Source organism: Lentilitoribacter sp. JB5-8, from assembly GCF_055693385.1.
In genome coordinates this window covers 2612966-2626119 of the sequence record NZ_CM146332.1, presented here as the reverse complement: position 1 = coordinate 2626119, position 13154 = coordinate 2612966, and the positions used below count along the sequence as shown (strand labels likewise).

14 protein-coding genes, 1 tRNA gene and 1 pseudogene are annotated in these 13154 nt (G+C 44.9%); 8 read left to right on the top strand and 8 right to left on the bottom strand.

What is annotated here, in order from left to right:
* The first annotated feature begins 28 nt into the window (after nucleotides 1-28).
* The 4 genes and pseudogenes from ACZ1GZ_RS12865 (at nucleotide 29) to ACZ1GZ_RS12850 (ending at nucleotide 3478) form a co-directional block, all read left to right on the top strand.
* Nucleotides 29-1020 (top strand): annotated as a pseudogene (locus ACZ1GZ_RS12865) (RluA family pseudouridine synthase).
* Nucleotides 1017-1667, top strand: coding sequence for an HAD-IA family hydrolase (locus tag ACZ1GZ_RS12860; protein WP_472665277.1), 651 nt, complete (start codon nucleotides 1017-1019; stop codon nucleotides 1665-1667). The pseudogene ACZ1GZ_RS12865 and the gene ACZ1GZ_RS12860 overlap by 4 nt, the downstream one beginning before the upstream one ends.
* A 3-nt stretch (nucleotides 1668-1670) precedes the next feature.
* Nucleotides 1671-2453, top strand: a complete 783-nt coding sequence (locus tag ACZ1GZ_RS12855) for an ATP12 family chaperone protein (RefSeq protein WP_472665276.1) — start codon at nucleotides 1671-1673, stop codon at nucleotides 2451-2453.
* A gap of 89 nt (nucleotides 2454-2542) precedes the next feature.
* Nucleotides 2543-3478, top strand: coding sequence for a hypothetical protein (locus ACZ1GZ_RS12850; RefSeq protein WP_472665275.1), 936 nt, complete (start codon nucleotides 2543-2545; stop codon nucleotides 3476-3478).
* A 37-nt stretch (nucleotides 3479-3515) separates the two neighbouring features.
* Here the strand turns inward: ACZ1GZ_RS12850 and fghA are convergent, their stop codons facing one another.
* Nucleotides 3516-4346, bottom strand: coding sequence for an S-formylglutathione hydrolase (gene fghA, locus ACZ1GZ_RS12845; RefSeq protein WP_472665274.1), 831 nt, complete (start codon nucleotides 4344-4346; stop codon nucleotides 3516-3518).
* An 18-nt stretch (nucleotides 4347-4364) separates the two neighbouring features.
* Complete coding sequence (locus ACZ1GZ_RS12840) at nucleotides 4365-5474, bottom strand: S-(hydroxymethyl)glutathione dehydrogenase/class III alcohol dehydrogenase (RefSeq protein ID WP_472665273.1); 1110 nt, start codon at nucleotides 5472-5474, stop codon at nucleotides 4365-4367.
* A gap of 219 nt (nucleotides 5475-5693) precedes the next feature.
* On the opposite strand from ACZ1GZ_RS12840, the gene ACZ1GZ_RS12835 reads away from it, so the two are divergent.
* From ACZ1GZ_RS12835 to ACZ1GZ_RS12825, 3 genes are all read left to right on the top strand, one after another.
* Entirely contained in the window at nucleotides 5694-6236 is a 543-nt protein-coding gene (locus ACZ1GZ_RS12835; protein WP_472665272.1) for a hypothetical protein, read from the top strand.
* A 90-nt stretch (nucleotides 6237-6326) separates the two neighbouring features.
* A complete protein-coding gene (locus ACZ1GZ_RS12830) occupies nucleotides 6327-6938 on the top strand; it encodes a hypothetical protein (protein WP_472665271.1) in 612 nt (203 codons plus the stop codon).
* A gap of 87 nt (nucleotides 6939-7025) precedes the next feature.
* Complete coding sequence (locus tag ACZ1GZ_RS12825) at nucleotides 7026-7874, top strand: aminoglycoside phosphotransferase family protein (RefSeq protein ID WP_472665270.1); 849 nt, start codon at nucleotides 7026-7028, stop codon at nucleotides 7872-7874.
* 4 nt (nucleotides 7875-7878) lie between these two features.
* On the opposite strand, the gene lipB is transcribed toward ACZ1GZ_RS12825, so the two are convergent.
* The gene (gene lipB / locus ACZ1GZ_RS12820) at nucleotides 7879-8592 is read right to left on the bottom strand and encodes a lipoyl(octanoyl) transferase LipB (protein WP_472665269.1); all 714 of its coding nucleotides are present in this window, start codon (nucleotides 8590-8592) and stop codon (nucleotides 7879-7881) included.
* A gap of 125 nt (nucleotides 8593-8717) precedes the next feature.
* Between lipB and ACZ1GZ_RS12815 the strand changes: the two genes are divergently transcribed.
* Nucleotides 8718-8802, top strand: a tRNA-Leu gene (locus tag ACZ1GZ_RS12815).
* 130 nt (nucleotides 8803-8932) lie between these two features.
* On the opposite strand, the gene ACZ1GZ_RS12810 is transcribed toward ACZ1GZ_RS12815, so the two are convergent.
* Genes ACZ1GZ_RS12810 through ACZ1GZ_RS12790 form a run of 5 tightly spaced genes read right to left on the bottom strand, consistent with a single transcriptional unit; the run spans nucleotide 8933 to nucleotide 13149 of the window.
* A complete protein-coding gene (locus ACZ1GZ_RS12810) occupies nucleotides 8933-9262 on the bottom strand; it encodes a cupin domain-containing protein (RefSeq protein WP_472665268.1) in 330 nt (109 codons plus the stop codon).
* A complete protein-coding gene (locus tag ACZ1GZ_RS12805; protein ID WP_472665267.1) occupies nucleotides 9259-9924 on the bottom strand; it encodes a cysteine hydrolase family protein in 666 nt (221 codons plus the stop codon). The genes ACZ1GZ_RS12810 and ACZ1GZ_RS12805 overlap by 4 nt, the downstream gene beginning before the upstream one ends.
* Nucleotides 9924-11459 (bottom strand): ABC transporter ATP-binding protein, encoded by a 1536-nt coding sequence (locus tag ACZ1GZ_RS12800; RefSeq protein ID WP_472665266.1) that lies wholly within the window; start codon nucleotides 11457-11459, stop codon nucleotides 9924-9926. The genes ACZ1GZ_RS12805 and ACZ1GZ_RS12800 overlap by 1 nt, the downstream gene beginning before the upstream one ends.
* Nucleotides 11456-12133: a biuret amidohydrolase gene (gene biuH, locus ACZ1GZ_RS12795; protein ID WP_472665265.1), complete on the bottom strand. Its 678-nt coding sequence runs from the start codon at nucleotides 12131-12133 to the stop codon at nucleotides 11456-11458. The genes ACZ1GZ_RS12800 and biuH overlap by 4 nt, the downstream gene beginning before the upstream one ends.
* On the bottom strand, nucleotides 12130-13149 hold the full coding sequence (locus ACZ1GZ_RS12790) for a formamidase (RefSeq protein ID WP_472665264.1): 1020 nt from the start codon (nucleotides 13147-13149) through the stop codon (nucleotides 12130-12132). The genes biuH and ACZ1GZ_RS12790 overlap by 4 nt, the downstream gene beginning before the upstream one ends.
* Nucleotides 13150-13154: the final 5 nt, after the last annotated feature.

Genomic DNA, 13154 nt, shown 5'->3' with positions numbered 1-13154 from the left:
CTGCTATTGCAGCATGAGAGAGGCCATTATGGCAGGCGTTGAATTAAAAAATGTGGATGAAGACGAAGGCGGTATGCGTCTGGATCGATGGTTTAAAGATCATTATCCGGGGCTAGGCTTTGGTAAGTTGCAAAAACTCATTCGCTCAGGACAGGTCCGCATAGATGGTGGACGTGTAAAGTCAGACACGCGTGTTCAGCCCGGGCAAACTATCCGTGTACCTCCGCTTGATGTTGATCATAAAGGTGCCAAACCGATTACTGAAAAGACAATGCGCAACCATGGCGATGCAGATTTACTGGCGCAGATGCTTATTCATGAAGATCCGAAGGTGTTTGTATTCAACAAACCATCGGGGTTAGCGGTGCAGGGCGGTTCTGGTTTAACCCGTCATGTTGATATGATGCTTGAATCTTGGCGCAACAAGAAGGGTGAAAAGCCTCGTCTTGTGCATCGTCTTGATCGCGATACTTCAGGGGTTTTAGTCGTTGCACGCACGCGTGGTGCTGCGCAAGCGCTCACAGCTGCATTTCGAACTCGCGATGCCAAGAAAAATATTGGGCGCTCGTTAAAGGAGCACCTTACAAACGTGAAGGCCGCATTTCGACATGGTTGATCAAGGAGCAATTGCTTGATGGAGATCGAATGCGGGTTTGTGAGCATGGTGAGAAGGGTGCTGATCATGCCATTTCTTATTATCGCACGATTGAAACCGCAGGCCGTGATTTAACCTGGCTTGAAATGGAGCCTCATACAGGCCGCACGCACCAACTTCGCGTTCATGCGCAATATTTGGAGTGCCCGATTATTGGTGATCCTAAATATCTTACCAGTGATCATCATTGGGAATTTCCAAATGGCATCCAAAAACGCTTGCATTTGCATGCGCGTTCGATCTCTATTCCGCACCCATCCGGTGGTATGCTTGAGGTTACAGCACCTTTGCCGCCGCATATGGTGCAAACTTGGAACTTACTTGAGTTTGATGAACGCGCTGCCGAACAAGAGGATGATCGATGAAGCTGGTCCTATTTGATTGCGATGGCACTTTGGTTGATAGCGCTGATGTTATTCATAAATGCATGTCAGCGGCATTTGATGATCATGGGTTTTCTGCTCCGAGTTTATCGGATACGAAGTCAATCATTGGATTAAGTCTTCATGATGCGATAAGCGATTTGCTTGCGGGTCAGCAGATTTCTGACCTTGATCGCTTGGTGCAGGATTATAAAGATCACTTTTTTAAAATTCGCATGAGTGAAAATCTACTTGAGCCATTATATGATGGTGTGGCGGAGCTATTGGACCAATTGCACAAAATAGATGAAGTCATCTTAGGTATTGTGACAGGTAAATCCCGCAGAGGGGTCAATGCAATTTTGGATGGCCACGGATTACGCTCGCATTTTGTTACTTCCAGAACAGCTGATGACTGTCCATCAAAACCTCACCCTGCGATGGTTTTGGAATGTTGTGATGAGGTGGGAATTGAACCTCAGAACGCAATTGTCATTGGCGATGCGACGTTTGATATGCAAATGGCACAAAATGCAAAAGCTAAATCCATCGGTGTGGATTGGGGTTATGCCTCTGTTGCTGAGTTGGAGCGCACAGGTGCAAACCAAATTGTGAGCAAACCGTCAGAAATATTTGATATAATTAGGTAAAACATGCGTGATATTCTAAATGATATGAACGAGAAGTCTCTTCAAGAAAGAGATCCAATGCGTGATGTGCAAAAACAAACTGCACTACCGAAACGCTTTTATAAAGACGTAAGTGTTGGTCAAAGTGACGATGGCTATGTGATTTTGCTCGATGGTAAAACGGTTAAAACACCGGCAAAGAAATCGCTGTCTATTTCAAGTGAAATCATTGCGAATGCTGCAGCTGCGGAATGGAGCGCGCAGGAAGAGCATATAGACCCAGCTAAGATGCCAATCACGCGTATGACCAACACGACCATTGACGGTGTTGCAGATAATCCTGATGCAGTCTTTGAAGAAATTGTAAAATTCTCAGGTACAGATCTTTTGTTCTATCGGGCGGAATCGCCATCTGGTTTAGTGGCGATGCAGGCTGAACACTGGGACCCGGTAATTGATTGGGCGGCAAATAGCTTAGGTGCTCGTTTTGTTTTAACCGAAGGCATCATGCATGTTGAGCAACCGTCAGAAGCCATTAAAGCATATGCGAATGCGCTACGTCGGTATTCTTCACCACTTGCTCTAACTGGCTTGCATAGTGCAACGACGCTAACCGGTTCTGCATTGCTTGGTTTATCGATTGCTGAGAAGCAACTTACTGCGGAAGAAGCATGGGCAGCCGCACATGTTGATGAAGATTGGAATATCTCCCAGTGGGGAACGGATGATGAAGCGGAAAAACGGCGGCTGTTCCGCTGGTCTGATATGCAAGCGGCTTGCTTGCTTATAGAAAACTCAACTACGTAATTCTACGATTTAAGTGATGCGCTGTTAACCCTCGGTTAAGCATAAAATGAAATGTTTCCTTAAGCTTTGGTTTAAGGGATTCGCGCATCATGATCGCTGTTACACAAGATTTTGGGTCTAAATTTAGGGTTAAGCCGCTTTGGCTGGTATTGGTTGCATGCATGATGGTGTTAGCATCTTGTGCGAATAAAAAACGCACAGTCTCCAACGCGCCGTCTCTAGGGCCAACCTATCAAATTACTCGGGTAGATGTTGCTGCACTTGATGCTTCCGGACGTGGTTTTGCAAATCAACTTGCATTTGCCTTACGTAATTCGCTCGGCACGCCGCCGAATGGATATGCAAAAGAAGCAAAACTTTATGTACGTGTATTACCCATTGGGTCATTGAGTGAAGGAAATCTCTCATTAGTATCACGGGTGGCTAACTTGGGTGGCCCAACAGTTAGCGTGAATGTGCGCTTAGCTGATGATGTTACTGGAGCGACACTTAATTCTGCACAGATGAGCGCATATTCTACCAGTGATAACCCTAGAACAGGTGCTATTGTTCTTGAAGAGAAAATTGTCGCTCAAATCAGACAATTTATTGGTTTGAACCTTTATGCACCAAGACCGATTTCTAGTAGGGGACAAAGTAACTCTGCTTATGTGCCAAATTCAGGTGATAATGGCGATCGTGAGCCAACAACCTTGGTGCCAACGTTAAAGCCTCGCTTGGCAGACCCGTTGTTAAATGGTGAAATTACACCAAATACATCGGTCAATGATCTTCGCAAAAAGACCAAAAAGGTTGATGATGAAATGACATCTGAAGCAAAAGAAATGAAGAAGATCGTCGAAGAAGAGCTTTCAAAGAAGCCTGTGGTTCCTGAACCAGTTATGGAAAAACCTGCGGTAGTTCCTATGGTTAAAACTGAGGAAAAAGTAATGCCTAAGCCTGCGGAACCTTCAGTTGAAGACGATGATGACGGTGAATTATGTATCGTGACTGTCGAAAATGACTGCTTAGCTGTCACGCAGTAAATTCTAAATCGCTAGAAACGATTAATGAAAGAGCGCCTTAAAGGCGCTCTTTATGCCATTTAAGATGATCATCCATAAAGCTAGAAATAAAGAAATATGAGTGATCGTAGTTTGGATGCATACGCAAAGTGAGCGGAATATCGTTTTGCTTACATGCTGCTTCGAGCAACCAGGGTCTAAGACCGTTTTCTAAGAAATTATCTGCTTCACCTTGATCGATGAGTATTTCTGAGAATTTTGCTCCATCTTCAATCAAAGCGGTTGCATCATAATTGCGCCATTTGCTCTCATCGGATCCTAAATAAGCTTCTAGCGCAGGACGTGACCAATCAGCCGTCATAGGTTGTGCTATGGGTGCAAAAGCCGAGCAGCTTTTAAATGTATCAGGATTTTTAAGCGCAAGCGTTAAGGCTCCATGACCACCCATGGAGTGACCAAATACGCCTTGTCTGTCCATATCAACCGGGAAATGATCTTTGATCACCTTTGGAAGCTCTTGTAAGATGTGGCTTTCCATCTGGTAATATTGTGACCATGGTTCTTGCGTCGCATTTAAATAAAAGCCTGCTCCTTTGCCCATTTGCCAATTGGTCAACTCATCAGGCACGCCATCTCCGCGCGGACTGGTATCGGGGCACACAATGATCAAGCCAAGCTCAGCGGCCATTTTGCGATATTCACCTTTGTCCATTACGTTGGAATGGTTGCAGGTCAGACCAGATAGATACCAAAGAACCGGGCAGGGGCCATCTTTGGCCAGCGGTGGCAAATAGACAGCAAATGTCATCTCGCAGTTACAAAATACAGAATCAATGGTGTAAACACCTTGAACTCCGCCATGGGCGAAGTTCTGGGAAACTACTTTCATATTAAAATCCTTATCGGCTTAAAACTCAATCACGCTGCGAATTGATTTGCCTGCATGCATGAGGTCAAACGCTTTATTGATATCATCAAGCGGCATTTTATGTGTGATCATTGGATCGATCTCAATTTTGCCATCCATGTACCAGTCTACAATTTTTGGAACATCTGTACGACCTCGTGCGCCACCAAATGCTGTGCCACGCCAAGAACGACCAGTGACAAGCTGGAATGGACGCGTGGAGATTTCCTGACCTGCGCCAGCAACGCCGATGATGATACTTTCACCCCAGCCTTTATGCGCGCATTCTAAAGCTTGTCTCATAACCTTGGCATTACCGATACATTCAAAGCTGTAATCTGCACCACCTTTGGTTAGATCAACGAGATAAGGCACCAAGTCACCCTCAACTTCGTTTGGATTTACGAAGTGGGTCATGCCAAATTTCTCACCCCATTCTTTTTTATCATTGTTCAGATCCACGCCAACAATCATTTCAGCACCGATAAGACGAAGCCCTTGCACAACGTTTAGTCCAATGCCGCCAAGGCCAAAGACCACAGCGCGACAGCCAGGTTCTGCTTTTGCTGTATTAATCACAGCGCCAATGCCGGTTGTGACGCCACAGCCGATATAACAGACTTTATCAAATGGTGCGTCTGGGTTGATCTTTGCTAATGCGATTTCAGGAAGCACTGTGTAGTTCGCAAATGTTGATGTGCCCATATAGTGGAAGACTTTTTCACCATTGATTGAGAAACGGCTTGAGCCATCAGGCATTAACCCCGCACCCTGGGTGGAGCGAATAGCTTGGCAAAGATTTGTTTTAGGATTAAGGCAATATTCGCATTCGCGGCATTCAGGGGTATATAAAGGGATCACATGATCGCCTTTTTTAAGGCTGGTGACACCTTCACCCACATCAACAACAATACCGGCACCTTCGTGACCCAAAATTGCTGGGAATATACCTTCTGGATCCGCACCTGAAAGCGTGAACTCATCTGTGTGACATACACCGGTAGCTTTGATTTCGACTAAAACCTCTCCCGCTCTTGGCCCATCAAGTGAAACTGTTGTGACCTCCAAAGGTTTGCCAGCTTGAAATGCGACTGCAGCCCGAACATCCATATTTGTACTCCCAAATCAGTTTATTTTTGCTCAAAGTGTCAAAAAACGAAAAAGCTTACAAGGATAAATCGCCCTTATCGCGATTTTGTTGCTTATCAATACCCATAAATGACCGTTTATCGAATGTTAAGGATCTTGAGTTTCAATCTAGGACAAGGCCCGCTGTAGGGTTAAGGGGAATGATCCCAACAACATTTCATGACGAGATGGACACAAAAAATGACGCATTTAGCACCAGACATGGATCGGTCTGTCCACATGACAGATATCATCAAGTCAAAATCTATTTCGCCGCAAGATGTATTCGAGCTTAGAAATACAATCTACAAAGACGGCATTACCACCGAAAAACAAGCAGCGACCTTGGTCGCATTGGAAAAAGTCTGTACCAATAAATGCGCTGACTGGACCAGTTATTACGTCACATCTCTTGCAGATTACATTCTATGCCATTGCGAACCTTATGGCGGCATTAGTGATAGCAATGCTGACTGGTTGCGTCGCGTGATCACGCAAAATGGGCTCGTGCGAACTCAAAACGAGTTTCAGCTTCTTAAAAGCTTATTAGAGCGCGCTGTTCCAGCTGCACCATCATTCTGTGCTTTGGTATTGGATCAATTGCACCAAGCGATGTTGGGGTTCCCAGAGAATTCAAAAGGCAAGGTTAGAAAACCTCAAGCCCAAGTCGATGTTGGTATCATTGCAACATCGAGCAGTATGGATGTTTTGGACGAGTTAAGCCGCTCGGTTCCTTTTAATTAAAAAAAATTAAAATCTTAACCATCTTTGTTGGGTGAATGGAAACACCTGTTGGTTATGTATTGCGTACACATTTCATGAGGAGATGGAAAAATGGGTGAATTGCTTATGGCGGGACCAGCATGGAAGCTGGTTGCCAAACAAAAAATATTGCCAATTGACGTAATTTTGCTACGTCAAGAGGTGCTTCCAAACGGTGTACAAAACCGTCAGGATGTCGCGACACTTCTCGCACTTGAGACCGCGTGTTATGACAAATGTCCGCAATGGGACGAACTATTTACAAAATCAATTGCAGATTATGTGTTGTTTGCTGAAGGCGAACATGCCGTCATTGATGATGCGCAGGCGCTTTGGCTCAAACAAAGTTTGACACGGGACGGTCTGACAGAAACCAAAAACGAATTTGCAACGCTTTTACGGATCCTATCATTGGCAAAACGTGCGCCTTCATCTGTGGCGAGTTTGGCTTTGGATCAGATCACGCATCGCATCTATGCTTCGGGTGCTAATCGTAGAAAAATCGAAGATATCAGTGATGCCGATCGTGCAATCTTAATCGACCTGAACAAAATTATCGATGTTGCGAAAAAGTTTAGCATCCACGAGCATTTGCGTGCGGTTGGATTGGCTCAATTGATTGATGCGCCTGAAATTGTTGATCAGGAGCAAGAACAAGAGATCGCGTTACTTTACAACGTATAATCTGTTCAAACGAATTTTGTTTGGATTTCTGGGAGGAAATCAAGCGCTCCGCTGGTAACGGCGGGGCGTTTTTTATATGGTGTATCAATGAACGATAAATCCCCAATAGATTCCATTGTTTTAACTGAATTCAATGTCTCAGAACCAAAACTCATTGCAGAAACTGGTATAGCAAAAATTTGGCGTGTGAAGCGTAGTGATCAATCATTTGCTGTGCTGAAGGTCTACAAGGGCGACGACATGCGCAATGAAGGGCCGGGATTTGATTTCTTGCGCATGTGCAATGGGCGTGGCGCTGCCCGTGTTTTTCAAACCAATTCGAACACAGCGTTGATGGAATATTTAGACGGTCCATCTTTGGGTGATATGACCCGCGATGGAAATGATCAAAATGCTGCCGAAATACTTGTTGATGTAGCTAATAGTCTTCATGCAAATCAGCTTAAGATCCGAAGTGATTGGCCTAAACTACAAGACTTTGCCGCCAATCTGCCAAATGTTAAACGCGGGTTAGAGTGCAATGATCGTAATTGGATAAACTTTTCATATAGTAGACGACTGGCATTTCAATTGATTGAAGATCAGCGCGATATTTGTGCACTTCATGGTGATTTGCATCATGACAATATTTTGTTGGGACAACGGGGATATAGTGCCATTGATGCCAAGGGTGTGGTGGGAGATCGCGGCTATGAGTTGGCAAATGCGTTTCGAAACCCGAAGGGTGCGGAGACACAGGTGCAAAATCCAGAGCGATTTTGCTATTTACTCGATTTATGGTCCGAAAAATTTAGCATCAGTAAATCCCACATGCTTGATTGGGCCATTGCAAAAACTGCGTTTTCAATTATGTGGCGTGACAGCCAAAAAGTCGGTGATGACCCAGATTTTATCTATCTGGATATGATAATTGCCAAAAAGAAAATGTTGGTATAACCAACTATCCAGGATATGTTGGGCCGAAAATATCCTCAAAGATCTTCTGTAGAGATAAGTCTGCGTCTTCCATCGTGATAGGAAGCCCTAGATCCACCAGGCTCGTCACACCGTATTGCTGTACGCCACATGGCACGATACCGTTAAAGTGATTAAGCTCCGGTTCAATGTTTAATGAGATACCGTGAAAGCTCACCCATTTTTTAAGACGAATGCCAATTGCGGCTATTTTATCTTCGCTCATAGATCCATCGGGCAGAGGTGTTTTTTCAGGTCTCTTAACCCATACACCCACACGGTCTTCGCGGCGCTCGCCAGTGATATTCATCTCATCAAGTGTGCCGATAATCCATGCTTCAAGAGCTGAGACAAAGGCTCTGACATCTTGCTTTCGACGTTTAAGATCAAGCATGACATATCCTACACGCTGGCCCGGGCCGTGATAAGTATATTCACCCCCGCGGCCAGTCTCATAGACGGGGAACCTATCAGGTTCAATCAGGTCTTGGGCTTTAGCGCTGGTGCCGGCTGTATAAAGCGGAGGATGCTCAACAAGCCATACCAGTTCATCAGCTTCGCCATTGGCAATTTTGATCGCTTCTTGCTCCATAAATTTCACGGCTTCAGGATAGGGAGTTAGCCCTTCTTGGACACGCCATCTGACAGGTGCGCTGTCGATTGATGGCTTGAAATCTAGTTTAATCTCATCACGAAGCATTTAATGTGGCCTTTGTTTTAATTGAGGTGTTTTTTTCCGTAAACGTGTCTTGTGTCAAGTAAAACCATTTGCTACATGCTGGCACGCTGACTCATATAATACCTCAAGAGTTGGTTTTTAAGTGTGCGCCCGTGGCGGAACTGGTAGACGCGCAGCGTTGAGGTCGCTGTGGAGCAATCCGTGGAAGTTCGAGTCTTCTCGGGCGCACCAAATTCTCCGAATTTGGATTTCTTAGTGGTTTAGATTTGTGTTTTTAAGCAGTCTTTCAACATCGACATATGTTTATGTAAGAGCGTTTATCTGTATAACCGATTGGTTTTGCGATGTGAGACTTCTGATCTTACAAAAACTGAACCGGCAGTTCCCATTGAATGAGAACTACACATCCAGTTTCAGACCGGACAGAATGTTCAGATCCTACATCGTTGAAGACAACGTCGCCGACTTCTGCTTTACCATTTTCATCTATTTGATCACCTTCCAAGATGATTATGGTCTCGAGCCCCATATGACGATGGCGTGGTACAGATGCGCCTGGTTGATATTTTAGCAGCGCGACCTGTGGGCTATTGTGATTAATCCAATAAATTTCAACACCTTCTCGAAAGGGTTCAAATTTAAAATCTTTCCAACCTTCTGAGATTAATTTTCTGAAAATGAGTTGGTTCATGTCTTCAACCCATCTAATATGTCTTCGACAGAACTGACCCAACCGACAATTGCGCCTTGTGCTTTGATCATGTCTATTGCCGATTTTTTAAATTCAGGGAAGTAGCTTTCCGTCGCGTCGGTTGCCAGGATACAATCAAATCCTCGATCATTGGCCTCGCGCATGGTTGTTTGAACGCAGACCTCGGTTGTTACACCTGCAAATACCAATTGTTTTATGCCGATCTTTGCCAGAATTTGAGGTAAATCAGTTTGATAAAATGCGCCTTTTCCTGGTTTGTCGATGACGATCTCATTTTCGATTGGATATAGTTCGGGAATAATATCTGCGCCGGGTTCTCCTGAAACTAATATCCGTCCCATTGGGCCTCCATCACCAATTCGTAAGCTTGGATTACCGCGATCTCGTTTGGCATCAGGTAGATCGGATAAATCCGGTTTATGGCATTCACGTGTGTGAATGATCGGTAGTCCCAACTCCCTGAAACCTTCGAGCAACTCTTTCGTTTTTGGAATGATACTCCGCAGCAAGGACACATCATTGCCAAGCGTTTCACCAAAGCCACCTGGCTCGACAAAGTCTCTTTGCATGTCGATAACAATAAGTGCGATGTCTGAGGGCTTAAATTCAAAGTCAAATGGCTGCGCTGTTATTAATCCCATTAGCCGTGTCCCGCCATATAATGTCCGATCTTTGTGATATCAGCATCGTTTGCACTTGTTTCATAATTTATTGCGCCTTCTGACATGACAACGATGCGATCAGATAATTCGATAATTTCATCCAAGTCTTCAGAAATTAAAAGCACAGCAACACCTTTATTGCGTGCCTCTATGATACGTTTTCGAATGGCGAGAACAGCTGAAAAATCCAAGCCAAAGCAAGGATTGGAGATGATGAGTAATTTCACATCTCCGGTTAGCTCGCGTGCCAATACGGCGCGTTGGACATTGCCACCTGAAAGCGTTGAAATTGGGCTGTCAGCAGAGACGGTCTTGATGTTAAATTCTTTGATCATTTCCTGCGCAAATGACTTTATCTGATCATCACTTTTCCAAAACCGTTTTTGCCCATTGTCATTGTCAAAAATTCGAAAAGCGAGATTCTCCGCAACTGTCATTTTTGAGGCGCATGCATTATGCAGCGGTTCTTCTGGGAGATATCGAACCTGATGGGTTTTCGATTGTTCACGTGTGCCTGAGAAAGGATGGTCTTGAACCGTAATTGAGCCATCGGAAATGGGGCGCTGCCCAGTTAAAATCTCCATAAGCTCTGTTTGCCCATTGCCTGATACGCCCGCGACACCAAGCACTTCGCCAGCACGGACATCTAAATTTTGAATTGATATTGATTTGAGTCCAGAGCGGTCCTGAGCTTTAATATTTGATAGTTTTAAGACGATGTCGTCCTTTGCCGCATTGCGATTAAATTCAACTTTGGGTGTTTCGCTGCCCATCATCATGATCGCCATATCGTTAGCTGTGAGAGTTGATACATCACCACCTCCAGCAAATTTACCTCGGCGAAGAACCGTCACTTCATCGGCAAATTTGGTTACCTCTTTGAATTTGTGGGTGATCATCAAAACCGAGACTTTGTTATCTTTCGTCAGTTTTTTCACATGCGATAATACTTCATCTGCTTCCGCAGGCGTTAAAACGGACGTTGGTTCATCAAGTATAAGAAATCTGCTGCCGAGATAGAGTTGTTTTAAAATTTCTAGCTTTTGTTTTTCACCAGCCGAAAGGCGAGACACTGGTACATTAAGTGGAACTTTAAACGGCATGTTCTTAATGAACATAGACATAGAATTCTTCTCGTCAGACCAGTTGATGATGCTGGGTGCATTGACGCGACTAATGAGAAGGTTTTCGGCTCCAGTTAAGGATGGAACCAATGTGAAATGCTGATAGACCATTCCCAAGCCAAAAGCCTGCGCATCTTTGGGGTCATCCAATTGCGCTTCTTTATTATCAACTAAAACCTGACCATCCGTTGCATGATAAAAACCCATAATACATTTGACGAGGGTAGATTTTCCGGCGCCGTTTTCGCCAAGTAATGCATGAAAACTTCCTGCTTTCACTTTAATCCCGACATTGTCGAGCGCAGTGAATTCACCAAATTTCATTGTCATGTTGATAGCTTCAACACTTGCGGCGCTTTGCGTGAGATTGGTTTGGGGGGTGATTGTCATGGCAATTGGGCAATCAGTGATTTGCTGTCAGAAACAGAGCCAAATACACCGCCCTGCATTTTGACCATTTTAATCGCTGCATTGTGGTTGCCCAGATCGGTCGCACCGCAACAATCTTCAACTAAACAACATTCAAAACCGCGATCATTAGCTTCACGCATTGTTGTATGTACGCATACATCGGTTGTAATGCCTGTAAGAAGCAAATTTTCAATTCCGCGCGTGCGGAGCAACAGCTCAAGATCAGTTGCGCAGAACGAACCTTTGCCTGGTTTGTCGATAATGGGTTCACCCTCGATGGGATAAAGCTCTTCGATGATGTCCCAGCCTTGCTCACCGCGAACAAGAATTTTACCGCATGGGCCCGGATCACCAATGCCAGCTCCAATTTGTTGCGAACGCCATCTTTTGTTTGCAGGCAAATCTGCTAGATCCGGTCTATGACCTTCGCGGGTGTGGATAATGTGATAACCGCCGTCACGCATCTTTTTAAGCAGCGCTTTAATGGGTTCAATCGGCGCACGGGTGAGGGATATATCGTATCCCATTTTGTCGACATAGCCACCTTTACCGCAAAAATCCGTTTGCATATCAATGATAATAAGTGCCGTGTTTTCAGGTCTTAAATCACCATTATATGGCCATTTGTAGGGATCAGCTTCAATATAGCTCATTCCGCAGCCTCCTTAGATTGGTTGTCACCATAAATTCGTATCGGTGCTTCAAACCCGCAAGAAGTTCCATCCGTAACCTTAATATCGTTTTCCCACGGCAGCACATATTCACCCTTCATGAGGTCCTGCATATAAGTGTAGGGGCAATCCTGTGCGCCACCTTTAACCGCCACATAGCCACGGTGACCGAACTGATAAATGTTGTTTTCAACGCCCCAGTTATTGCGGGCTTCACGGACCAAATCCGGGCGCACCTCAGCGGTGATAATTTCGTCAACACGTCCTGACGTGCCATGCGCGATGATTGATCCATCAAAATTGACGATCATCCCTTCGCCCATACTATCAAATGTGCCGTCCGAGCCACACATACACACATTGGCGGTGACCATGAGATTGCAAAAACTGTTGCTTTGATTGGTGAATTTCCAGCTTTCTCTGATTGGCGCTGTGTAACCAGCAGTGCGGATCATTATTTCTGCGCCTTTATAGGCACATTCGCGTGCCATTTCGGGGAACATGCCATCATGACAAATTATGAGTGCAATTTTAGACCCGTTGGGTCCATCGCAGACGGGTATGCCCTGATCGCCCGGTTCCCAAGGTTCAACCGGGACCCATGGATGCATTTTACGATAGTAAAGACAAATGTCCCCCTTATTATCGATAATGATGCCGGAATTATATGGCATGCCGCCGGGATTAAGCTCCATAATGGAAAAGCATCCCCAAATGTCGTTATCAATGCAGGCTTTTTGAAATGCAGCAACTTCAGGACCATCAATGGTGCACATGATTTCTGGATTGATGTCCATGGATAAGCCATGAAGACTATATTCTGGGAAAACGACGAGATCAGTGTTTGGATTGTTGCGTCGTGCTTTGCCAACCAATTCTACTATGCGATCTTTTTGTTGGGCGAGGTCATCCTTGGTAACCGTGTTCGGTAATTGCAATTGCACAACACCAATGACAACGCCATTTTCGGATTTATTGAGACCACCAAGACCGTTCATATCAT